The organism is Burkholderia sp. BCC0044, from assembly GCF_902832955.1.
Lineage (GTDB): Bacteria > Pseudomonadota > Gammaproteobacteria > Burkholderiales > Burkholderiaceae > Burkholderia.
This window is the reverse complement of the sequence record NZ_CADFDO010000006.1, coordinates 191282-213514: the sequence shown is the minus strand read 5'-3', so window position 1 is coordinate 213514 and position 22233 is coordinate 191282. Positions and strand designations below refer to the sequence as shown.

Below are 22233 nucleotides of genomic sequence, written 5' to 3'. Positions count from 1 at the left end.
ATTTCACCATTTCTCCGGCGCATGAAAAAAGCCGCGATACGCACGAACGCGTATCGCGGCTTTCGTTATCCCGGCCGGCGCCGAACACACCCGGCGCCCGCGCCGCCTGCGGATCAGCCGGTGTTGCGCAGGCCGGCCGCGATCCCGTTGATCGTCAGGTGAATCCCGCGGCGCAGCCGCGCGTTCGTGTCGCCCGCGCGGTGACGCTTGATCAGCTCGACCTGCAGGTGATTCAGCGGATCGAGATACGGGAAGCGGTTCTTGATCGAGCGCGCGAGCAGCGGGTTGGTCGCGAGGCGGCCTTCCTGCCCGGTGATTTCCGCGAGCGCCTGCGACGTGCGCTCCCATTCCGCGACGATCCGCTCGAACACGTGCTTGCGCAGCTTGCGGTCGGACACGAGCTGCGCATAGCGCGACGCGACCGCGAGATCGGTCTTCGCGAGCACCATGTCCATGTTCGACAGCAGGTTCGAGAAGAACGGCCAGGTCTTGTTCATCTTCTTCAGCAGCGTCACGCGTTTCGCGCGTTCGGCGTCGTCCTGCGCACCGTCGAGATACGCGCTCACCGCGCTGCCGAAGCCGTACCAGCCGGTCAGCAGCAACCGGCACTGGCCCCACGAGAAGCCCCACGGAATCGCACGCAGATCCTCGATCTTGCGCTGCTTCGGATCCTGCAGCTTGCGCGACGCCGGGCGGCTGCCGATGTTCAGCTCGGCGATCTCGGTGATCGGCGTCGACGAGAAGAAGTAGTCGGTGAAGCCCGGGGTTTCGTAGACGAGCGCGCGGTACGCGGCCATCGCCGAATCGGACAGCGTCTGCATCGCGGCCTCGAACGCGGGCAACTGCGCCGGTGCGTTCGACTGCGGCAGCAGCGACGCCTCGAGCGTCGCGGCGACGACCGTCTCGAGGTTGCGCCGGCCGATCGACGGGTTCGCGAACTTGCTCGCGATCACCTCGCCCTGTTCGGTCAGGCGGATCTGGCCGTTCACGGTGCCCGGCGGCTGCGACAGGATCGCCTGGTAGGTCGGGCCGCCTCCGCGGCCGACCGTGCCGCCGCGGCCGTGGAACAGCCGCAGCGTGATCTTGCGCTCGCGGAACAGGTCGACGAGCGCGAGTTCCGCGCGATACAGCTCCCAGTTCGACGTGAGGAAGCCGCCGTCCTTGTTGCTGTCCGAGTAGCCGAGCATCACTTCCTGTTCGGCGCCCTGGTGCGCGACCAGCGCGTCGATGCCCGGCAGCGCGAAGTATTCGCGCATGATGCGCGACGCGTCGCGCAGGTCGGGGATCGTCTCGAACAGCGGAATCACCATCAGGCTGTTCTTCGCGTGGCTGCCCGGCACGCCGAGCGTGCCTTCGAGCAGGCCCGTCTCCTTCTGCAGCAGCAATACCTCGACGAGGTCGCTGACGGTTTCCGTGTGCGAAATGATGTAGTTGCGCACCGCGCGCGCGCCGAATTGCGCGCGGACCTCGCGCGCCTTCTCGAACACGCCCAGCTCGCTTTGCGCGAGCGCCGAGTATTCGATGTACGGCGAGCGCAACGGGCGCGGATCGGCGAGCGCGGCGAGCAGCACGCGCAGCTTGTCTTCCTCGGCGAGCGCCGCATAGTCGGCCTCGACGCCCGCGCGCGCGAACAGCTCGGCGACCACCGCCTCGTGGACGTCGGAACTCTGGCGCAGGTCGATGCTCGCGAGATGGAAGCCGAACACTTCGGCCGCGCGCACGAGCGGCGCGAGGCGCGGTGTGGCGAGCGATGCGCCGTGGTGTTCGTCGAGCGACGCGGTCAGCACCTTCAGATCGGCGACGAACGCTTCGGAATCCTCGTACGGAATCGCCCGCACGGGCGGCGCGCCGCGGCCCGCGCTGCGCACCGGCACCGTGCCTTCGCCGAGGCGCACGCGCGCGCTCGCGGCGAGCCGCGTGTAGATGCCGATCAGCGCGCGGCGATACGGTTCGTCGACGCGATGCGGCGACTGGTCGGGCGACGCGGCCGCGAGCGCCTTCACCGCGTCGTTCGCGCCGACCAGCAGGTTCGACACCGACAGCTCGGCGCCGAGCTTGTGCACCTGCTCCAGATAGTGCTCGAGGATCACCGCGGCCTGGCGGTTGATCGCCTCGTCGAGCGTCGCGGCCGTCACGTTCGGGTTGCCGTCGCGATCGCCGCCGATCCAGCTGCCCATCTGGAAGAACGCGGGCACGCGCGCCGACAGGCCGTGCTCGGCGAGCGCGGCCTCGATGTCGCCGTACAGCGCGGGCAGTTCGTCGAGGAACGTCGCGCGGTAGTACGACAGCGCGTTCTCGATCTCGTCGCCGACCGTCAGGCGTGCGTCGCGCAGCATGCGCGTCTGCCACAGCGCGGTCACGCGCGCGCGCAGCATCGCTTCGTTGTACTGGCGCTCGCGCGCGGTCAGCTCCTGGTCGCGCTCGGCGAGCAGGCGCGCGATGTCGTGCTGCGCGTCGAGGATGCTCTTGCGCTGTACTTCGGTCGGGTGCGCGGTCAGCACCGGCACGATCAGCGCATCGTCGAAGAAGCGCTGCAGCAGACGCTTCGACGCGTTGCCGGTGGTTTTCAGCTGGTCGAGCGCGTATGCGACCGTGCCGGGCTGCGGCGCGGAGCCGGCCAGCGCGTGGATGCGGCGGCGGCGGTTGTGGTGGCGGTCTTCCGCGATGTTGGCGAGGTGCGAGAAATAGCTGAACGCACGCACGACGCTCACCGTCTGCTCCGGCGTCAGCTTGCGCAGCTTCTTCTCGAGCGTCTGCGCGGCTTCGCTGTCGTCCTCGCGGCGGAACTTGACCGCGGTCTGGCGGATCGTCTCGACCACGTCGAACACCGTATCGCCTTCCTGTTCGCGCACGACGTCGCCGAGCAGGCGGCCGAGGAAGCGGATGTCCTCGAACAGCGGGCGGTCCTTGTCGTCGCGCGTGCGGGTGCCGGCCTTCGGCGCGACGGCTTTGCGGGCCGCGGCGTCGGCGGCTTTCGTCGTGGGTTTCGTCTGACGTATCGGGTCTTTCGGTTTCGTTGCCGTGGGTTTCGTTGCCGTTTTCGCACGGCCGTTCGCGGCGGTGGCGACGGTGTCCGGGGAGGCATCGGGGGAGGGCAAGGCAGCATTGCGGCGCGCCGTACGCGCCGATCCGGAAGACTTCACGATGGGTTTCCTTGGGAAAGCTCGAGTCAAAAGGAACTGCGGAAACTGCGGGAACTGCGGTCAAGCAACCAGCTACGTGCGGCACCTCCGCACAACGGCGCCGCGACCCGCGCGCAAGCAGGCCGGGCGCAGGCTCCGGGCCCGGGCGGGCCGGGGCGTGCGTGCTACCATTGTTCGATCTTCAATCCCGTCCTTCGATGTTCCAGCAATGAATTCCGAGACCCCCGCGGCCGGGCCGCAGCAGGCACAGCCGCCCGCGACGTTGACGATTGCTTCGCGCGAGAGCCGCCTGGCGATGTGGCAAGCCGAACATGTGCGTGATGCGCTGCGCAAATTATATCCAGCTTGTGACGTGAAAATCCTCGGGATGACGACGCGCGGCGATCAGATTCTCGATCGCACGCTGTCGAAGGTCGGCGGCAAGGGCCTGTTCGTGAAGGAACTGGAGGCCGCGCTGGCCGACGGCCGCGCCGATCTCGCCGTGCATTCGCTGAAGGACGTGCCGATGGCGCTGCCCGACGGCTTCTCGCTCGCCGCGATCATGGAACGCGAAGATCCGCGCGATGCGTTCGTGTCGAACGACTACGCGTCGCTCGACGCGCTGCCGGCCGGCGCGGTCGTCGGCACGTCGAGCCTGCGTCGCGAGGCGATGCTGCGTTCGCGTTATCCGCACCTCGAGGTCCTGCCGCTGCGCGGCAACCTCGACACGCGCCTCGCGAAGCTCGACCGCGGCGACTACGCGGCGATCATCCTCGCGGCCGCCGGCCTGAAACGCCTCGGCCTCGAAGCGCGGATCCGCGCGCTGCTCGACGTCGAGGCCAGCCCGCCCGCGGCCGGCCAAGGCGCGCTCGGCATCGAGATCGCCGCGCACCGCGACGACGTCGCCGCGTGGCTCGCGCCGCTGCACGACCCGCAGACCGCGCTCGCGGTCGAGGCCGAGCGGATGGTGTCGCGCGCGCTCGGCGGCAGCTGCGAGGTGCCGCTCGCCGCGCACGCGGTGTGGCGCGCGGGCGAGCTGTACCTGACGGGCCGCGTGTCGACCACCGACGGCAAGCGCGTGCTGACGGCCGAGGAGTGTGGCGCGGTCGTGACCGTCGCCGATGCGCTCGCGCTCGGCCGCGCGGTGTCCGACGAGCTCGAGGCGCAAGGCGCGCTCGACATCGTCCAGGCGCTGCTCGCGAGCTCGCAGGCCGCGGGCAAGGGCGACGCCTGATGGCGGGCGGCGCGCGCGCGTTCACCGCTGTCCTGACGCGTCCGGACGGGCAGTCCGACGCACTCGCGTCGCAACTGGCCGACGCCGGCTGCGACGTGCTCGAATTCCCGCTGATCGATATCGCGCCGGTCGACGATCCGGCGGGGCTCGACGCCGCGTTCGCGGCGCTGGCCGACTACGCGCTGGTGATTTTCGTGTCGCCGAACGCGATCGACCGCGCGCTCGCGCGGTACGACGCGATCTGGCCGAACGCGCTGCCGGTCGGCGTGGTCGGGCCCGGCAGCGTCGCGGCGCTCGAGCGCCACGGCATCGCGGCGCCCGCGCATCGCGTGATCGCGCCGCAGGCGCCGGCCGACGGCGGCGTGCCCCATTACGATTCGGAAAGCCTGTTCGCGAGCATCGAGGCCGCGTTCGGCGGCGCGCAGGCGCTGGCCGGCAAGCGCGTGCTGATCGTGCGCGGCGACGGCGGCCGCGAATGGCTCGCCGAGCGCTTGCGCGAGGCCGGTGCGGACGTCACGCTCGTCGCCGCGTACCGGCGCGTCGTGCCCGAGCCGCGCGTCGGCGCGTGGGAGCGCGTGCACGCGCTGCTCGACGGCCAGCCGCACGCGTGGCTCGTCACGAGCTCGGAAGGCGTGCGCAACCTGCACGAGCTCGCGCGGGCCCACCTGAACGATGCCGAGATCGACGCGCTGAAGCATGCGCCGCTCGTCACGCCGCACCCGCGGATCGAGCAGACCGCGCGTGCATTGGGTTTTGATAGGATTACGCTGACCGGCGCGGGCGATGAGCGCATCGTCCGCGCGTTTCGAACGATGGCCGACGAGGCCGTCCAACCGGCGACAGCCGCACCGGTGACTAAACGCATGACAGATACCAACGATTCCAAAAGCGTCGCTTCCCAGCCGGCCGCTGCATCCGCGCCGCCGTCCAGCCCCCCTTATCTCGCGCCCGAGCCGCGTGCGCGCCGCGGCGGCAGCGCGGTGCTGTGGTTCGTCGTCGTCGTGCTCGGCTGCGCGGCGGGTGTCGGCGGCTACGCGCTGAACCGCAAGATCGACCGGCTCGACGGCACGTTCGTCGCGCGCCAGAAGGCGCTCGATGCGCAAGCGGCCGACACGCGGATGAAGACCGAGCAGGCGCTCGCGAGCACGCACCAGGTCGACACGCAGCTCGCGCAGCTCGACGGCAAGCTCGCCGACGCGCAGAGCGCGCAGCAGGCGCTGCAGCAGCAATACCAGGACCTGTCGCGCAACCGCGATGCGTGGATGCTCGAGGAAGTCGACCAGATGCTGTCGAGCGCGAGCCAGCAGCTTCAACTGACCGGCAACACGCAGCTCGCGCTGATCGCGCTGCAGAACGCCGATGCGCGTCTCGCGACGTCGCAGAGCGCGCAGGCCGTCACGGTGCGCAAGGCGCTCGCGCAGGACATCGAGAAGCTGAAGGCCGCGCCGGCGGCCGATCTCACCGGCCTCGCGATCAAGCTCGACGACGCGATCGCCAGGATCGACGCGCTGCCGCTGTCCGGCGAGGCGATCGTGCCGCACGCGGCGCCGAAGGCCGCGCCGGCCGACACCGCGTCGTCGGTCGCCGCCGGCGAGCCGCGCTGGAAGGTGTGGTGGCACGACTTCTCGGCCGGCCTCGGCCAGCAACTGAAGGGCCTCGTGCAGGTGCGCCGGATCGACAACGCGGACGCGATGCTCGCGTCGCCCGACCAAGGCTACTTCGTGCGCGAGAACGTGAAGCTGCGCCTGCTCACCGCACGGCTGTCGCTGCTGGCGCGCAACGACAGCGCGATGAAGGCCGACCTGCACGCCGCCCAGGCGTCGCTCGGCAAGTATTTCGATCAGGCGTCGAAGGACACGCAGACCGTCGAGGATCTGCTCAAGCAGGTTGACGGCGCATCGCTGACGGTCGCGGTGCCGAACCTGAACACGAGCCTGAACGCCGTTCAGCAGTTCAAGAGCCGGGGGTAACGATGACGCTTCGAGGAATCGTCTGGCTCGCGGTCCTGTTCGCGATCGCCGCGGCGCTCGCCACCGTCGGCCGTTTCGACGCGGGGCAGGTGCTGCTCGTCTATCCGCCGTACCGGGTCGACGTGTCGCTGAACCTGTTCGTGATCGCCATCGTCGTGCTGTTCATCGTCGTGTATGCGCTGCTGCGCATCGTGCGCAACATCTGGCGCATGCCGCAGCGGGTCGCCGCGTATCGGGCGCGTTCGCGTAACGAGAAGGCACAGGCGTCGCTGCGCGATGCAATCGCGAACCTGTACGCGGGCCGCTTCTCGCGGGCGGAGAAGGCCGCGCGTGAAGCGCTGACCGTCGACGCGAACCTGGGCGCCGCGAGTCTCGTCGGCGCTACCGCCGCGCACCGGATGCACGAATACACGCGCCGCGACGACTGGCTGTCGAAAGTCGACGCGCCCGAGTGGCAGGACGCCCGGCTGCTCGCCGCGGCCGACATGCGCGCGGATGCCCGCGACGCCGACGGCGCGCTCGCCGCGCTGGCCGACATGCAGGCCGGCGGCAAGCGCATCCATGCGCAGCAGGTCGCGCTGCGGGCGCAGCAGCAACTGAAGAACTGGGCCGAGGTGCTGAAGCTCGCGAAGGCGCTCGAGAAGCGCGAGGCGCTGCATCCGGCCGCGGCCGTGCGGCTGCGCCAGCAGGCGGCGGAAAACCTGCTGCGCGAACGCCGGCACGACCCGGACGCGCTGCTCGAAGTGTGGCAGTCGCTGTCGCCGGTCGAGCGCCAGTCGCCGCGCCTGGCCGATCTCGCGGCCGAGCTGCTGGTGCCGCTCGAGCGCCGCAACGAAGCGCGCCGCATCGTCGAGGACGCGCTCGCGCACAACTGGGATGCGCGCCTGCTGCGCCGTTATCCGGACACGGCCGGCGCCGATGCGCTGCCGCTGATCCAGAAGGCCGAAGGCTGGAAGAAGGATCATCCGGAAGACGCCGACCTGCTGTTCGCGCTCGGCCGCCTCTGCCAGCAGCAGCAGCTGTGGGGCAAGGCGCAGTCGTTCCTCGAATCGGCGCTGAAGCTGGCCGACAACGAGGCGCTGAAGGTGCGCGCGCATCGCGCGCTCGCCCGGCTGTTCGAGCAGCTCGGCGAAACCGACAAGGCCGCGAAGCACTACCGCGAAAGCGCGCTGGCGATCACCGTGGTGTGACGCGGCGCTGCGCTGCGTAAAAAGCCCCGAACGCCGATCGGCCTTCGGGGCTTTTTTTCGCCCGTGGCGAGGCAGCGGGGCGCGGGGTGCGTTACGCGCCGAGCCTGCGCAGCAGGTCGTCCTCGCTCGCGACGAACCAGACCGATTTTCCGCGATTGCACTCGCGAACGAGCGCGCGCAGCGCTTCGCTGTGCGCGAGCCGACGGTCGATGTCGCCGACCACGCCGAGCCGGACGCCGTAGTTGGTCAGCTTTTGCAGCACGGCGCCGGCCAGCCCGCTGTCGAGCCGGTAGAAGTCGTCGTGCAGCGCGTCGGTGGCGACCGCGATCCAGTCGGCTTGATGCTCGTGCGCGAGCGCGACGAGATCGAGCGCGTCGCTTTCCCGTTGCACGAGGCCGCCGGAAGGATCGCGGACCAGCACGCGGCTGCCGGCGGCCTGAACGATTCGATGGGGCATGCGGATTGGCTCCGTCGACATGATCGTTACGCGCCGCGCGTCACTTGTCGACGAGCCGCTTCGGCACCGACAGCGCCAGCAGCCCGCCGAGCACGAGGAAGCCGGCCAGCATGTACATGCCCGCATCGTTGGTGCTCGTCGCCTGCTTGAGCCAGCCCATCAGGTACGGGCTCAGGAAGCCGGCGAGGTTGCCGATCGAGTTGATCATCGCGATGCCGGCGGCGGCGGCCGTGCCGCCGAGGAACGCGGTCGGCAGGCTCCAGAACAGCGGCAGCGTCGTCAGGATGCCGATCGTCGCCAGCGTGAGGCCGAGCATCGCGAGCGCGGTCTGGTGCGCCCAGATCACCGACAGCACGAGGCCGAGCGCGCCGATCGCGGCCGGAATCGCGAGGTGCCAGCGGCGTTCGCGGCGCTTGTCCGCGCTGCGCGCGATCAGGATCATCGCGACCACCGCGGCCGCATACGGAATCGCCGACAGCAGGCCGATCATGACCGTGTCGGTCACGCCGGTCGCCTTGATGATCGTCGGCAGCCAGAAGCCGACGCCGTAGAGCCCCATCACGAACGAGAAATAGATCAGCGCCATCAGCCACACGCGCGGGCTCGACATCACGGCGCCGAGCGGCAGGTCTTCCTTGGTGGCTTCCTCCGCATCGACGTTGCGGGCGAGCAGCGCCTTTTCTTCGTCGGTCAGCCACGTCGCCTTCGCGATCCGCTCGTCGAGCGTGAAGAACACGAGCACGCCGGCGAGCACCGACGGAATGCCTTCGAGCAGGAACAGCCATTGCCAGCCGTGCCAGCCGCTCACGCCGTCGAACGCCTTCAGGATGAAGCCGGAGAGCGGCCCGCCGATCACGCCGGACAGTGCGACGGCCGTCATGAAGAACGTGGTCATCCGGCCGCGCCGGTGCGCGGGATACCAGTAGGTGAGATAGAGGATCACGCCAGGGAAGAAGCCCGCTTCGGCGACGCCGAGCAGGAAGCGCATCACATAGAACATCGCGGGCGTCGTGACGAACATCGTCAGGATCGAGATCACGCCCCAGGTCGCCATGATGCGGGCGATCCACACGCGGGCGCCCACCCGGTGCAGGATGATGTTGCTCGGCACCTCGAACAGGAAATAGCCGAAGAAGAAGATCCCGGCGCCGAGCCCGTACACGGTATCGCTCAGGTTCAGGTCGCTCGCCATCTGCAGCTTCGCGAACCCGACGTTCACGCGGTCGAGATAGGCGACCACGTAGCACAGCAGCAGGAGCGGCACGAGCCGCCACGATACCTTGCGATAGGTTGCTTCTTCGAATGCGCCGGACGAGCCCGGCAGTGACTGCGTCGAGGTTGCCATGTTGTCTCCTGTTTTATAGTTGGCCGGAGCAGACGCAGCGGCGTCCGATCCGGTTTCGTGCGAAGCAAGACGGAGTGATCGTGCCGCCTGGTACGACTAGATGCAGCGCCCGCCGTCGACTTCGAGGCACACGCCGGTGATGAATTCGGCTTCGTCGGATGCGAGGTAGAGCGCGGCGTTCGCGATGTCCTGCGGCGTCGAGAAACGGCCGAGCGGGATCGTCGCGAGGAAGCGGCGGCGATTTTCCGGCGTGTCCTCGCAGCCCATGAACTCGGTCATCAGCGCGGTTTCGCCGAGCACCGGGTTGATGCAGTTCACGCGGATGCGATCGGCGCCGAGCTCGGCCGCGAGCGACTTGCTCGCGGTGATCATCGCGCCCTTCGTGCTGTTGTACCAGACGAGGCCGGGGCGCGGCCGCACGCCGGCCGTCGACGCGACGTTCACGAACACGCCGCCGCCCTGTGCGCGGAAGTACGGCACCAAGGTCTGCACGCACCAGAACAGGCTCTTCATGTTGACCGCGTACACGCGGTCGAATTCGGCTTCCGTCACGTCGAGCACCGGCTTGTTGCGGTGCGTGGTGCCCGCGTTGTTCACGACGGTCTGCACCGAATGGAAATCGTCGAGCGCGGCCTGCAGCAGCGCGCGCCAGTCGTCCTCCTTCGACACGTCGCCGGCCACCGCGATCGCCTTGCCGCCCGCGAGCGCGATCTCGCTCGCGACGCGCTCGGCCGCCGCGCCGTTCAGGTCGTTGACGACGACGTTCGCGCCTTCGCGCGCATACGTCTTCGCGATGCTTTCGCCGAATCCCGAGCCGCCGCCTGTCACGATGGCCGTCTTGCCGCTCAACCGCATGGTGTGTCTCCTGTGCCGGTCATGAGAGTCGTCGTGTGTCGCGATGCGGCTGGGCGCTGCCGGCCGCGTGTCGCGCGCTGCGCGTTCAGCCGTGCCGGATCGCGATCGTCTTCAGCGCGGTGAAGCCGTACAGCGCCTCGAAGCCTTTCTCGCGGCCATGGCCCGAATGGCCGACGCCGCCGAACGGCAGTTCGACGCCGCCGCCCGCGCCATAGTTGTTGATGAACACCTGGCCCGCGCGCAGGCGCCGCGCAAGCCGCATCTGGCGGGCGCCGTCGCGGGTCCAGATGCCGGCGACGAGGCCGTACGGCGTGCCGTTCGCGAGCGCGACGGCTTCGTCCTCGTCGACGAAACGCATCGCCGCGAGCACCGGGCCGAACACTTCTTCCTGCGCGAGCCGGTGCGACGCCGGCACGTCGCGCAACAGCGCGGGCGCCTGGTAGAAGCCGGTTTCGGGCGCGTCGGCGACGACCTGCCCGTGGCCGGCCATCGGAATGCCGTCGTGCTGCGCGTCGGACAGGAAATCCCACACGCGCTGCTGCTGCTTCGCGTTGATCAGCGGGCCGCAGTCGAGATCGGCGCGGCTCGGGCCGACGCGCAACCCGTTGAACGCGGTGGCGAGGCGCTCGACGAGCGGCTCGTACACCGCGCGCTCGATCAGCACGCGGCTGCCGGCCGAGCAGGTCTGCCCGCCGTTCTGCACGATCGCGGATACGAGCACGGGCAGCGCCGCGTCGAGATCGGCATCGGCGAACACGATTTGCGGCGACTTGCCGCCGAGTTCGAGCGTGACCGGCACGTGGTTCTCGGCCGCCATCTGCGTGACCAGCTTGCCGGTGGCCGGCGAACCCGTGAACGAGATGTGGTCGATGCCCGGATGGCGGGCGAGCGCGGCGCCCGCTTCATGGCCGTAGCCGGTGACGACGTTGAGCGCGCCGGCCGGCAGTCCGGCCTCGGCGGCCAGCTCGGCGACGCGCAGCACCGACAGGCACGAGTCCTCGGCCGGCTTGACCACGCACGCGTTGCCGGCCGCGAGCGCCGCGCCGACGCTGCGCCCGAAGATCTGCATCGGGTAGTTCCACGGCACGATATGACCGGTGACGCCGTGCGGCTCGCGCACCGTCAGCACCGTGTAGCCGGCCTGGTAGGGGAGGGTTTCGCCGTGCAGCTTGTCGGCGGCGCCTGCGTAGAACTCGAAGTAGCGCACGAGCGCGGCGGCATCCGCGCGCGCCTGCTTCAGCGGCTTGCCGGTGTCGCGCGCCTCGATCGCGGCGAGTTCCTCGAGATGGTCGGCCACGCGCGCCGACAGCCGCATCAGCACGCGGCCGCGTTCGGCGGCGCTCGCCGCGCCCCACGGGCCCGCGAACGCGTCGCGGGCCGCGGCGACCGCGCGCTCGATGTCGGGCGCGGTGCCGCGCGCGATCGTCGCGAACGGCTGGCCGTCGGACGGATCGACGACCGCGATGGTTTCCAGTTGCGCGGGCAACGTCCATTCGCCCGCGATGAAGTGCTTCGCCTCTTCCATGTCTGCTCCTGTCGACCCGAGTTAGCGCTTCAGCGCTTACTCGGGTCCCATGCATAGCGGTCAACCCGAGTTAGTGCTTCAGCGCTTGCTTGGGTCTCACGCATCGCGGTCGACCCATGTTGGCGCTTCAGCGCTTGCTTGGGTCTTACGCATCGCGGTCGACCCATGTTGACGCTTCAGCGCTTACCCGGGTGCCGTGCTTTCTAATCGACGTGCCACGCCGCCGCCGGTTCGGCGGCCGGACATCCGGAACGATTATCGCGCCGATCGTCATCCGGACGCCACCGGTCGATTGGCTATAATGGCGCATTCCTTTTGGGGAATGCCCGCGGCCGTGCATCGGCCGCGGCGCCCTGTCCCGAATTCCCATCGACCTACAGAGAGTGCTCATGAGCTTCAATCATGTTCCGGCCGGCAAGGACCTGCCGCAAGATTTCAACGTGATCATCGAGATTCCCGCGCAAAGCGATCCGGTGAAGTACGAGGCGGACAAGGAACTGGGCCTCCTCGTCGTCGACCGCTTCATCGGCACGGGCATGCGCTATCCGGTGAACTACGGCTATATTCCGCAGACGCTGTCGGGCGACGGCGATCCGGTCGACGTGCTGGTGATCACGCCGTTCCCGCTGCTGGCCGGCTCGATCGTGCGTTCGCGCGTGCTCGGCATGCTGCAGATGACCGACGAGTCGGGCGTCGACGCGAAGCTGGTCGCGGTGCCGCACGACAAGATCTGCCCGATGACGGCGAACCTGAAGACGATCGACGACGTGCCCGAGTACCTGAAGGACCAGATCAAGCACTTCTTCGAGCAATACAAGGCGCTCGAGAAGGGCAAGTGGGTGAAGGTCGAAGGCTGGGCCGGCATCGAAGCCGCGCACAAGGAAATCACCGACGGCGCCGCAAACTACAAGAAGTAAGCGGCGTGCCGGCCGACCGCCGGCTCGTACGGAACGCGAACCGCGCGTGTCTCGTCAGGAGGCCGCGCGGTTTTGTTTTGTGCGCGCGGTTTTCGGGCGGGCGGATGGGGAGGCAGGCGGCGTGGCCGGTGCTTTCTTCGCGCGTTTTGCACGGGGCGGGGCAACGGACGGAGCGATTGCTGCGGCGGTTTTCGTGGCCGACGGACGGCGACGGGCCGGTGCGGAAGCGGCGTCTTCGCGTATGTTCGCGGCTGGTTTGCCGGCGACGGCCGGTGCCTTCCTTTTTGACGACGCGGATGCGGTCAGGTCGGTTTTCTTTACCGGTGTGCCACGCGAAGAGGTCTTTTTTGCGGCTGCATCGCCGACGGTTTTCGCACGTTTCGCGTCCGGCGCGGCTTGATTTGCCTTCGTCGCCTTAGACGCTTGTTTGCCCTTCGCAGGCTTCGCATTCTTCGCGGCCTTTGCAGACCCTGCAACTTTCCCGGCCTTCACCTTTTTCCCGGCAACCTGTTCCGTTGCAGCCGCCGTCGCCGCATCGTCGATGCTTTCCGCCTTCCCGTTCCTCCGCCCGCGTGCCGTCGCCTTCGTCCCAGCCGTGCCGCCGCTCTCGTCGAGCGCGACCACCACCGGCAACACCGATTCCAGCGTCCGCAGCCCGGCCGCCAGCTCGCGCTTTTTCGCGGGCGTGAGCCGCTTCACCCAGTATTCGGCGCGCGACGCGCTCGACCGGTCGGGGAGCGCAAACGACGCGAGCACCGCGCGCGGCTTGCGCGAGCGCGTGTAGCGCGCGCCCTTGCCGGACGCGTGTTCGTCGAAGCGCGCGGCGACATCGGTCGTGATGCCCGTGTAGACGCTGTCGTCGGCGCACTCGATCAGATACAGAAACCAGGACATGGCAGGGCGGCGGGATGCGAAGCCGCCAGTGTCTCAGAAAAAACGGGCGTCAACGCCACCGGTCGCCGTGCCCGTCGCGAAAGCGGCTCGGCGCCGCGCCGAGTTCGCGCGTGAAGAAGCGCGTGAACGCGCTCGTCGATCGGAAGCCGACGCGCACGCCGATTTCGCCGATCGGCAACTGCGTATTGAGCAGCAGGTCGCGCGCCTCGCCGAGCCGCGCCTGCGCGACGAGCGCATGGAACCCGACCGCTTCGCGATGCAGCCGCCGGCGCAGCGTCCAGCGCGACATCGCGAAGCGCGTGCACACGTGCTGCATCAGCGTATCGGTCGGCACGTCGGCGTCGTCGGACGTGCGCAGCCAGTCGCGCACGCATTGCTCGACCGACGAGCCGAACGTCGAGCGAGCGCGCACGCGTTCGCGCGCGGCGTCGGCCGCATGCCGCTGGATGCCGGCGAGCGGCGCGTTGTAGCGCTCGAACGGCGTGTCGAAGTGTGCGGAGCGCAGCACGATGCGGTTGTGCGCGGCATCGAACGATACCGGCGCGCCGAGCATGTCGCGCAGCGCGGCGACAGGCGCGAACGCGCGGCCGGCGAATGCGGCATCGGCGATGTGCACGTGCGGGTCGTATAGGCGCGCGAGCGCCGCGAGGATCGCGAGGTTCGCGAACGCGCTGCCCGCGTGCCGGCCGTCGCCTTCGTTCACGTACTCGAGCGCGACCGCGTCGCCGTTCTCGTGCGCGAATACCCAATCGACGTTGCCGATCAGCTCGCGATAGTGCAGGTAGCCGTGCAGCGCGTCGCGCAGCGTCGCCGCGTTGCACGTGATGCCCGCGAGTTCGGGAAACGGCACGAGCCACGGCACGACCTGCGGCGGCGGGCGGTGCCACGACAGCGGCCAGTCGTTCATCAGTTGCAGCGCGGCCACGTGCCGGTCGCCCGCGATGCGTCGCGAATCGTCGGCGAGCTCGGCCGGCCCGATGCCGAGCGTCTCGTAAAGCGGTGCGGGATCGATGCCGTTCGCGCGTGCGTCTTCGCACAGCCAGCGGTAGATCCGGACGGATACCGATTTCTGTTGCAACTCCATGTCTGTCTCCCTGTCGTCATGCCGTTCGGGTTTGTCCCCGCTGCGAGAGGTCAACGCATGCTCCTGCCGGTCAAGCGTGGTGACCGGTCGATTTTTAGACTTGGACGCTGGAGTTAAGCCACAAGTACAACAGAACGATTCTGGAGGATCAATGAAAACTTCGCTGTTCCGGTGTTCGACGATTGCGTCCGCGTGCGCGCTCACGGTGTTGCTCGCATCGTGCGGCGGTGACGACATCCATGCCCCGGCCGACCCCGACGCGGCAGCCGATCAGCGCGCGGCCGCACTCGTCGCGCAACTGACGACCGACGAGAAGCTGCAGCTCGTGCATGGCACCGGCATGCCCGCGCTCAGCCTGGGCGGCCCGTTCCCGGCCGACGCGCTGAACGGCGCGAGCTACATCCCGGGCGTGCCGCGCCTCGGCATTCCGGCGGTCAGCAGCGCCGATTCGGCGGGCGGCGTGAACGTGAAGAATGCGCGCGTGACCGCGCTGCCCGCGCCGGTCGCGCTCGCGGCGACGTGGGACCCGGCGCTCGCGGGCACCTACGGCACGCGCATCGCGCTCGAATTGCGCGCGCTCGGTTTCGCGGAAGGGCTCGGCGGCGGCGTGAACCTCGCGCGCGAGCCGCGCAACGGCCGCACCTTCGAATACATGGGCGAGGACCCAGTGCTCGCGGGCACGCTGAGCGCTGCTCGCACGCAGGCCACGCAGGCGCAGAAAGTCATCGCGACGATCAAGCATTTCGCGTTCAACGACCAGGAAACCAACCGGATGACGGTCGATTCGGTCGTCGACGAGCGGACCATGCGCGAAGCCGAACTGCTCGCGTTCGAGATCGGCGTGAAGGACGGCCAGCCGGGCAACGTGATGTGCGCGTACAACAAGCTCAACGGCGTGTATGCGTGCGAGAACCCCTATCTGCTGACGACGGTGCTGAAGAACGAATGGGGTTTCAAGGGCGTCGTGCAGTCCGACTGGGGCGCGACGCATTCGACGGTCGCGGCCGTGCAGGCCGGGCTCGACGAGGAACAGCCGGGCGCGGCCGACGACGGCAACGCGCCGCTCGGCTCGTACTTCAATTCGAAGCTGCGCGCGGCGCTGCAGGCCGGCAGCGTGTCGGTCGCGCGGCTGAACGACATGGTGCAGCGCAAGCTGCGCACGCTGATCCGCATCGGCGTGATGGACGCGCCGCCGAAGCCGGGCGGCGCGCTCGACGAAGCCGCGGGCAACGCCGATGCGCTCGCGATCGCACGGCAAGCGGCGGTGCTGCTGAAGAACGCGGCCGCGCCGGGCGACACGCAACCGGTGCTGCCGCTCGCCGCCGGCACGCTCAAGTCGGTCGTCGTGATCGGCGGCCATGCGGACGCGGGCGTGCTGTCGGGCGGCGGCTCGGGTGCGGTGCCGGCGATCGACGGCAACGCGGTGACATCGTGCCAGCAGCCGGCCGACATGCTGTTCGGCGGATGCGCGACCTGGTACAAGTCCGCGCCGCTCGCGGCGATCCGCGCGAAGGCGCCGAACGCGTCGGTCAGCTATCTCGACGGGACCGACGCGAATGCCGCGGCGAGCGCGGCCGCGCAGGCCGATGTCGCGATCGTGTTCGCCACGCAGTGGCAGACGGAAGGGCTCGATCTCGCGAGCCTGTCGCTGCCCGATGCGAAGGCGGACCCGTACAACCAGCAATACGACCAGAACGCGCTGATCGCCGCGGTCGCCGCGAAGGCGAAGCGCGTGATCGTCGTGCTCGAGAACGGCAGCCCGGTGCTGATGCCGTGGCTCGCGAACGTGCACGGCGTGCTGGACGTGTGGTACCCGGGCGCGCAGGGCGGCCAGGCGATCGCCGACCTGCTGTTCGGCGACGCGAATCCGTCGGGCCGGCTGCCGCTGACGTTCCCGAAGCAGGAGGCCGACCTGCCGCAGCCGACGATCGATCCGTCGAACCTGCAAAACGTCTACGCGGAAGGGCTCGCGTACGGCTATCGCTGGTTCGACGCGAAGGCGATCGAGCCGCTGTTCCCGTTCGGCTACGGGCTGTCGTACACGACGTATGCGTTGTCGGCGATGTCCGCCCAGGCGGACGCCGCGGGCAACGTGACGGTCGGCGTAACGGTGACGAATACCGGTGCGCGCGCCGGTACGCAGACGGTGCAGATCTACGCGGCGCTGCCCGCGTCGCTCGGCGAGCCGCCGAAGCGGCTCGTCGGCTGGACCAAGGTTGCACTGCAGCCGGGCGAGGCGCGCATGGTCAGCATCGCGGTGCCGGCGCAGCGCTTCGCGGTGTGGGATGCGAGCGCGCACGCATGGCGGCTCGGCGCGGGCAGCTATGGGCTGTCGGCGGCCGCGTCGTCGCGCGATCCGCAGGCGCTGTCGCAGACGGTGACGCTCGCCGCGCACTGAACGGGCGGCAGCCGAACGGCATGCGGCGAGGCCCTGCGTGGCTTCGCCGCATGCGCGGCGCGCCGGATGACGCTACCCGTTGCCGCGCCGAAACGGATCGTGTTCGCGCAGTTCGTCGACGTACGCGTGGATATGCTCGGTCTCGCGTTCGAGAAAGCGCGCGACCGCATCGGAAAACGCCGGATGCGCGAGCCAGTGCGCGGAGTGCGTGACGGTCGGCAGGAAGCCGCGCGCGAGCTTGTGCTCGCCCTGCGCGCCGCCTTCGAACGTGTCGAGCCCGGCCTCGATGCAGAATTCGAGCAACTGGTAGTAGGCCGTTTCGAAATGCAGGCAGGGGACGTGCTCGATCGCGCCCCAGTAGCGGCCGTACAGCGTGCCGCCGCCGTGCTCGCCGCGCCGGTATACGGCGAGCGCGCTCGCGATCGGTTGCCCGTCGGCTTCCGCGATCACGAGCAGCAGGTTCTCGGGCATCGTCGCGCCGATCGTGCGGAAGAAGTCGAGGTTCAGGTACGGGCTCGAATAATGCTCGCGGTACGTTTGCCGATAGCAGCGCGAGAAGAAGCGCCAGTCGGCGTCTGTGATTCGGTCGCCGGTGAGCCGCCGGAAAGTCACGCCCGCGTCGTGCACCTTGCGCCGCTCCGCGCGGATGTTCTTGCGCTTCTTCTGCTCGAGCGTGCCGAGGAAATCGTCAAAGTGGCGGTAGCCGTCGTTGAGCCAGTGAAACTGCACGCCCTCGCGCAGCATCATGCCCATCGATTCGAGCAGGCGCGCTTCGTCGCCGGTCGGGAACAGCACGTGCAGCGACGACACGTCGCTCTGCTCGGCGAACGCGAGCAGCGTGGCCGCGAGCCGGCGGCGCGCGTCGTCATCGGCCGCGAGCAGCCGCGTGCCCTGCACCGGCGTGAACGGCACCGCGCACAGCAGCTTCGGGTAATAGGGCAGGTCGTTGCGCTGGTACGCGTCGGCCCACGCCCAGTCGAACACGTATTCGCCGTACGAATGCTGTTTCGCGTAGACGGGCGCGGCGGCCGCGAGGCGACCGGTGCGCTCGTCGGTCAGCGTGACGAAGTGCGGCGACCAGCCGGTGTCGTCCACCGCGCAGCGCGCGACGTGCAGCGCGTCGAGGAATTCGTGGCGCAGGAACGGCGTCGGCTGCGCGTCGCGCGCGAGCAGCGCGTTCCATTCGTCGGCCGGCACCTCGGCGGGGGACGACAGGATGCCCGTGCGATAATCGATGCGTTCGTGTTTCAAGCGTGAATCCGTACCGTTGGATGTTGCCGGATGCGGGCCGCCGTGGCTCGCGTCCGGGTCGATTTCGTCAGCCGTTCAAGGCGCGCCGCCGGGTTGCGCCGATCCCGCCATGAAGACCCGACTCGCTCTCGCCCAGATCAACGTCACCGTCGGCGATTTCGCCGGCAACGTCGCGCGCATCGTCGCGGCCGCACGCGCCGCGCACAACGATGGTGCGCAACTGATGGTCGCACCCGAACTCGCGCTGTCCGGCTATCCGCCCGAAGACCTGCTGCTGCGGCCCGCGTTCTACGCGGCGGCGGCCGCCGCGCTCGATGCGCTCGCCGACGCGCTGCGCGCATTCGACGGGCTCGCGGTGCTGGTCGGCCATCCGTTGCGCGGTGCGGGCAGCGGTGCGGGCAAGGGGCCGGGCAGCGGGGCGGGCGACGATGCGCGCGCGTCAGCCGTCGATGGTAATGCAAACCGCCCGATCGAGCGCGGCGTGCCGCCCACCGACACCTTCAACGCGGTGTCGCTGATCGTCGGCGGCGAGATCGTCGGCACCTACCGCAAGCAGGATCTGCCGAACGCCGAGGTGTTCGACGAGAAGCGCTACTTCGCGACCGACACCGAGCCGCTCGTATTCGAGCTGAACGGCGTGAAATACGGCGTGATCATCTGCGAGGACGCGTGGCATGCGTCGGCCGCGCAGATCGCGAAGGCGGCCGGCGCGCAGGTGCTGCTGATCCCGAACGGCTCGCCGTATCACATGAACAAGGAAGCGGTGCGCATCGACATCCTGCGCGCGCGGATTCGCGAGACCGGGCTGCCGATGGTGTACGTGAACCTCGTCGGCGGCCAGGACGAACTCGTGTTCGACGGCGGTTCGTTCGTGCTCGACGGCGACGGCGCGCTCGTCGCGAAGATGCCGCAGTTCGACGAAGGGCACGCGATCGTCGAATTCGACGGCGCGCGGCCGCTGCCCGGCGCGATCGCGCCCGAGCTGTCGGCCGACGCGCAGGTGTATCGCGCGCTCGTGACCGGCGTGCGCGACTACATCGGCAAGAACGGCTTTCCCGGCGTGCTGATCGGGCTGTCGGGCGGCGTCGATTCGGCGCTGGTGCTGGCTGTCGCGTGCGATGCGCTCGGGCCCGAGCGCGTGCGCGCGGTGATGATGCCGTCGCGCTTCACGGCCGACATCTCGACCACCGATGCGGCGGAGATGGCGCGGCGCGTCGGCGTGCGCTACGACGAGATCGCGATCGCGCCGATGTTCGATGCGTTCCGCGGCGCGCTTGCCGACGAATTCGCCGGCCGCGCGGAAGACGCGACGGAGGAGAACATCCAGGCGCGCATCCGCGGCACGCTGCTGATGGCGCTGTCGAACAAGTTCGGCTCGATCGTGCTGACGACCGGCAACAAGAGCGAGATGGCGGTCGGCTACTGCACGCTGTACGGCGACATGGCCGGCGGGTTCGCGGTGATCAAGGACATCGCGAAGACGCTCGTGTACCGGTTGTGCCGCTATCGCAACGAAACGGCCGACTACACGCTGCGCGACGTGATTCCCGAGCGGATCCTGACGCGCGCGCCGTCGGCGGAGCTGCGCGAGAACCAGACCGACCAGGACAGCCTGCCGCCGTACGACGTGCTGGACGCGATCATGCGGATGTACATGGAAGAAGACCGGCCGCTCGCCGAGATCGTCGCGGCCGGCTACGCGCAGGCCGACGTCGAGCGCGTGACGCGGCTCATCAAGATCAACGAATACAAGCGCCGCCAGGCGCCGATCGGCATTCGCGTCACGCATCGCGCATTCGGGCGCGACTGGCGCTACCCGATCACGTCGCGCTTTACCGAACGGCTCGATTGACCGGCGCTGGGCCGGATGCGGCCCGTCGGCTTACAATTGGGGACGCGATTTTTCATCCATACGAGCATTGAGGGACACCCATCATGAAACGCATCACCGCCATCATCAAGCCGTTCAAGCTGGACGAAGTCCGCGAAGCGCTCGCCGAAGTGGGTCTCACGGGCCTGACCGTGACGGAAGTGAAGGGCTTCGGCCGCCAGAAAGGGCATACCGAGCTGTATCGCGGCGCCGAATACGTGGTCGACTTCCTGCCGAAGATGAAGATCGAGGTGGTTGTCGCGGAAGCGCAGGTCGATCAGGTGATCGACGCGGTGATCGGTGCGGCGCGCACCGGCAAGATCGGCGACGGCAAGATCTTCGTGTCGGATGTCGAACGCGTGATCCGCATCCGCACCGGCGAAGAGAACGAAGCGGCCGTCTGAGCGCCGCGTTCGCTTGATTCGGTCAAGCGCGGCCGAATCGGCCGATCGGGCCGCGGATCGCACGAATCCGCCGCCCAAGAAAAAACGGTGCGGATACCCGATTGGGTACCGCACCGATACGCGCCTCTCGCAGCAGCGTGGAAAGTGTTGTCGAATCGTTCTTTGACGGCGCCTGATCAGAACAGGTGCTGGATACCGGCGTAGACGCCGGTCTGGCTGCCGCCCGGATGCGGGTTGCCGGTCGACACGGCGGTGCCTGCACCGTTCGCGTTCAGACCGAAGTTGGCCGACGAGCTGTTGCGCACCGTCGCGGCCTGCAGGTCGAACAGCGTGCGCTTCGAGATGTTGTACGAACCGCCGATCGTGTAGATGTTCGCGTTGCCGCCGCCGTGGTTCGCGTTCACGTGATACACGGCCGCGATCAGCGCCGCTGCCGGCGTGGCCTGCCACGTCACACCGCCCCACACCTGTTGCGTACCCGTCACGCCGGCGTTCACTGCCGGGCCACCGCTGCCGTCGGCGCGCGATGCCTGGTAAGCCGCCTGCAGCTTGAACTGGCCGAGGAACACGTTCACGCCCGCGAAGTATTCACGCGAATAGTTGAACACGTCCGAGAAGCGGCCGTTGCTGTCGCGCGTTTCGTCGTAGATGCCGCGCAACTGGAACAGCGAGTTCGTATAGGTGACCTGACCGCCCATTGCACGGCCCGGCTGGCCGGCCGTCGTGTTGCCGTTGAAGCTGGTCGAGTTCGAGAACGAGAACTGGCCGTAGAAGTCGAGGCCGTACAGCGACGGCGACTGGTACGACACGTTGTTGCTGGTCTTGTTCCAGTTGCGGCCGCGCACCAGCGAGGCCGTCGACCAGGCCGACTGGCCGAACGGGTCGAAGTCCCACACGCCGTTGGCGATCGCGAGCTCGCGACCCAACAGCAGCGTACCGTAGCGGTCGTTCGAGATACCGACGGTCGCGAAACGATCCCAGATCGAGCCGCTGAAGCCGCCCGTCATCGTGTTGAACGCGCCTTCGATGTGGAACAGGACCTTGTTGCCGCCGCCGATGTCCTCGCTACCCTTCAAGCCCCACAGGCTCGTGCCCCAGTCGCCGCTTTCCGCGCGCACTTGGTGGCCGTTTTGCAGGCCGTTCAGGTATTCGATGCCTGCATCCAGGCGGCCATACAGCGTGACGCTGCTCTGCGCGTGCGCCGTCACCACCCCAGCAGCCATCAGCGCGGCCGCGACCAAAGCTTTCTTCATCATCTCCTCCATACCCTGTCAAAAAGTCAACCCAGACTGCACGAGATGCCCGGAGCGCGAGCGCCGGGCAAAAGCGGGATAACCAGGGAGACCTCGTGCAGGGCCGGTAAGCGCGGCACGCGGGCAAGCAGACGGAAAACCGTTGAGCGGTCCCGCGCAGCCGGGTCGGCCTGCGGGGTCTCCTTGTTGTGTCGTGAAGCTAAACTACATTTCACGAACTTCGTTTTGCTACTTTGGTTACTAATTTAGCAAAAATACAATTTTGTGGCGACGGAAATCGTTGTTTGACTAACCGCTGTCGCCAAATTGCCATGCAACACGGTGCGCAACAGGGTCCCCAAGGGTGCGCGATGACCGGAAAACCCTTGTCCCACAAGGGAGACATGGATTCCACGGGCATGGGTCAAGGATTGCCACTATTGACGTTGCAAGGGCGCCGGCGTAAGCGCGAAAGTCGCGAAATT

General features: G+C 68.5%; 16 protein-coding genes. 7 read left to right on the top strand and 9 right to left on the bottom strand.

Annotated features, from left to right (window positions below; genetic code table 11):
• Positions 1 to 113 precede the first annotated feature (113 nt).
• Complete coding sequence (gene ppc, locus HWX14_RS31240; protein WP_175886082.1) at positions 114 to 3143, bottom strand: phosphoenolpyruvate carboxylase; 3030 nt, start codon at positions 3141 to 3143, stop codon at positions 114 to 116.
• Between the two features lie 208 nt (positions 3144 to 3351).
• On the opposite strand from ppc, the gene hemC reads away from it, so the two are divergent.
• The 3 genes from hemC to HWX14_RS31225 are packed head-to-tail and all read left to right on the top strand — an operon-like array spanning position 3352 to position 7516.
• On the top strand, positions 3352 to 4356 hold the full coding sequence (gene hemC, locus HWX14_RS31235; RefSeq protein WP_011545947.1) for a hydroxymethylbilane synthase: 1005 nt from the start codon (positions 3352 to 3354) through the stop codon (positions 4354 to 4356).
• Positions 4356 to 6326: a fused uroporphyrinogen-III synthase HemD/membrane protein HemX gene (gene hemDX / locus HWX14_RS31230; protein WP_175886081.1), complete on the top strand. Its 1971-nt coding sequence runs from the start codon at positions 4356 to 4358 to the stop codon at positions 6324 to 6326. The genes hemC and hemDX overlap by 1 nt, the downstream gene beginning before the upstream one ends.
• A 2-nt stretch (positions 6327 to 6328) precedes the next feature.
• Positions 6329 to 7516 (top strand): heme biosynthesis protein HemY, encoded by a 1188-nt coding sequence (locus tag HWX14_RS31225; protein WP_175886080.1) that lies wholly within the window; start codon positions 6329 to 6331, stop codon positions 7514 to 7516.
• 91 nt (positions 7517 to 7607) lie between these two features.
• On the opposite strand, the gene HWX14_RS31220 is transcribed toward HWX14_RS31225, so the two are convergent.
• The 4 genes from HWX14_RS31220 to HWX14_RS31205 form a co-directional block, all read right to left on the bottom strand.
• A complete protein-coding gene (locus HWX14_RS31220; RefSeq protein ID WP_175886079.1) occupies positions 7608 to 7973 on the bottom strand; it encodes a DUF4180 domain-containing protein in 366 nt (121 codons plus the stop codon).
• Positions 7974 to 8013: 40 nt separating this feature from the next.
• Positions 8014 to 9318 (bottom strand): MFS transporter, encoded by a 1305-nt coding sequence (locus HWX14_RS31215; protein WP_175886078.1) that lies wholly within the window; start codon positions 9316 to 9318, stop codon positions 8014 to 8016.
• 96 nt (positions 9319 to 9414) lie between these two features.
• The gene (locus HWX14_RS31210; protein WP_175886077.1) at positions 9415 to 10173 is read right to left on the bottom strand and encodes an SDR family oxidoreductase; all 759 of its coding nucleotides are present in this window, start codon (positions 10171 to 10173) and stop codon (positions 9415 to 9417) included.
• Between the two features lie 85 nt (positions 10174 to 10258).
• Positions 10259 to 11698, bottom strand: a complete 1440-nt coding sequence (locus HWX14_RS31205; RefSeq protein ID WP_175886076.1) for an aldehyde dehydrogenase family protein — start codon at positions 11696 to 11698, stop codon at positions 10259 to 10261.
• Between the two features lie 389 nt (positions 11699 to 12087).
• Here HWX14_RS31205 and ppa point away from each other — a divergent pair, with 389 nt between their 5' ends.
• Positions 12088 to 12615 (top strand): inorganic diphosphatase, encoded by a 528-nt coding sequence (ppa, locus tag HWX14_RS31200; RefSeq protein WP_006489643.1) that lies wholly within the window; start codon positions 12088 to 12090, stop codon positions 12613 to 12615.
• 54 nt (positions 12616 to 12669) lie between these two features.
• On the opposite strand, the gene HWX14_RS31195 is transcribed toward ppa, so the two are convergent.
• Both HWX14_RS31195 and HWX14_RS31190 read right to left on the bottom strand, forming a co-directional pair.
• A complete protein-coding gene (locus HWX14_RS31195) occupies positions 12670 to 13509 on the bottom strand; it encodes a GIY-YIG nuclease family protein (RefSeq protein ID WP_175886075.1) in 840 nt (279 codons plus the stop codon).
• Between the two features lie 49 nt (positions 13510 to 13558).
• Complete coding sequence (locus tag HWX14_RS31190) at positions 13559 to 14593, bottom strand: AraC family transcriptional regulator (protein ID WP_175886074.1); 1035 nt, start codon at positions 14591 to 14593, stop codon at positions 13559 to 13561.
• A 151-nt stretch (positions 14594 to 14744) separates the two neighbouring features.
• Between HWX14_RS31190 and HWX14_RS31185 the strand changes: the two genes are divergently transcribed.
• A complete protein-coding gene (locus HWX14_RS31185) occupies positions 14745 to 16991 on the top strand; it encodes a glycoside hydrolase family 3 C-terminal domain-containing protein (protein ID WP_175886073.1) in 2247 nt (748 codons plus the stop codon).
• A gap of 72 nt (positions 16992 to 17063) precedes the next feature.
• Here the strand turns inward: HWX14_RS31185 and HWX14_RS31180 are convergent, their stop codons facing one another.
• The gene (locus tag HWX14_RS31180) at positions 17064 to 18242 is read right to left on the bottom strand and encodes a GNAT family N-acetyltransferase (protein WP_175886072.1); all 1179 of its coding nucleotides are present in this window, start codon (positions 18240 to 18242) and stop codon (positions 17064 to 17066) included.
• A gap of 109 nt (positions 18243 to 18351) precedes the next feature.
• On the opposite strand from HWX14_RS31180, the gene HWX14_RS31175 reads away from it, so the two are divergent.
• Both HWX14_RS31175 and HWX14_RS31170 read left to right on the top strand, forming a co-directional pair.
• On the top strand, positions 18352 to 20094 hold the full coding sequence (locus HWX14_RS31175) for an NAD+ synthase (RefSeq protein WP_175886071.1): 1743 nt from the start codon (positions 18352 to 18354) through the stop codon (positions 20092 to 20094).
• Positions 20095 to 20177: 83 nt separating this feature from the next.
• Positions 20178 to 20516: a P-II family nitrogen regulator gene (locus tag HWX14_RS31170; RefSeq protein ID WP_006398637.1), complete on the top strand. Its 339-nt coding sequence runs from the start codon at positions 20178 to 20180 to the stop codon at positions 20514 to 20516.
• A 176-nt stretch (positions 20517 to 20692) separates the two neighbouring features.
• Here the strand turns inward: HWX14_RS31170 and HWX14_RS31165 are convergent, their stop codons facing one another.
• Positions 20693 to 21772, bottom strand: a complete 1080-nt coding sequence (locus tag HWX14_RS31165) for a porin (protein ID WP_175886070.1) — start codon at positions 21770 to 21772, stop codon at positions 20693 to 20695.
• Between the last annotated feature and the right edge of the window lie 461 nt (positions 21773 to 22233).

Coding starts and splice junctions, on each gene's coding strand:
- ppa (WP_006489643.1), top strand. CDS start 12,088: ATGAGCTTCAATCATGTTCCGGCCGGCAAGGACCTGCCGCAAGATTTC.
- HWX14_RS31210 (WP_175886077.1), bottom strand. CDS start 10,173: ATGCGGTTGAGCGGCAAGACGGCCATCGTGACAGGCGGCGGCTCGGGA.
- HWX14_RS31225 (WP_175886080.1), top strand. CDS start 6,329: ATGACGCTTCGAGGAATCGTCTGGCTCGCGGTCCTGTTCGCGATCGCC.
- HWX14_RS31205 (WP_175886076.1), bottom strand. CDS start 11,698: ATGGAAGAGGCGAAGCACTTCATCGCGGGCGAATGGACGTTGCCCGCG.
- hemDX (WP_175886081.1), top strand. CDS start 4,356: ATGGCGGGCGGCGCGCGCGCGTTCACCGCTGTCCTGACGCGTCCGGAC.
- HWX14_RS31175 (WP_175886071.1), top strand. CDS start 18,352: ATGAAGACCCGACTCGCTCTCGCCCAGATCAACGTCACCGTCGGCGAT.
- HWX14_RS31170 (WP_006398637.1), top strand. CDS start 20,178: ATGAAACGCATCACCGCCATCATCAAGCCGTTCAAGCTGGACGAAGTC.
- HWX14_RS31195 (WP_175886075.1), bottom strand. CDS start 13,509: ATGTCCTGGTTTCTGTATCTGATCGAGTGCGCCGACGACAGCGTCTAC.
- HWX14_RS31185 (WP_175886073.1), top strand. CDS start 14,745: ATGAAAACTTCGCTGTTCCGGTGTTCGACGATTGCGTCCGCGTGCGCG.
- HWX14_RS31190 (WP_175886074.1), bottom strand. CDS start 14,593: ATGGAGTTGCAACAGAAATCGGTATCCGTCCGGATCTACCGCTGGCTG.
- HWX14_RS31165 (WP_175886070.1), bottom strand. CDS start 21,772: ATGATGAAGAAAGCTTTGGTCGCGGCCGCGCTGATGGCTGCTGGGGTG.
- hemC (WP_011545947.1), top strand. CDS start 3,352: ATGAATTCCGAGACCCCCGCGGCCGGGCCGCAGCAGGCACAGCCGCCC.
- HWX14_RS31220 (WP_175886079.1), bottom strand. CDS start 7,973: ATGCCCCATCGAATCGTTCAGGCCGCCGGCAGCCGCGTGCTGGTCCGC.
- HWX14_RS31215 (WP_175886078.1), bottom strand. CDS start 9,318: ATGGCAACCTCGACGCAGTCACTGCCGGGCTCGTCCGGCGCATTCGAA.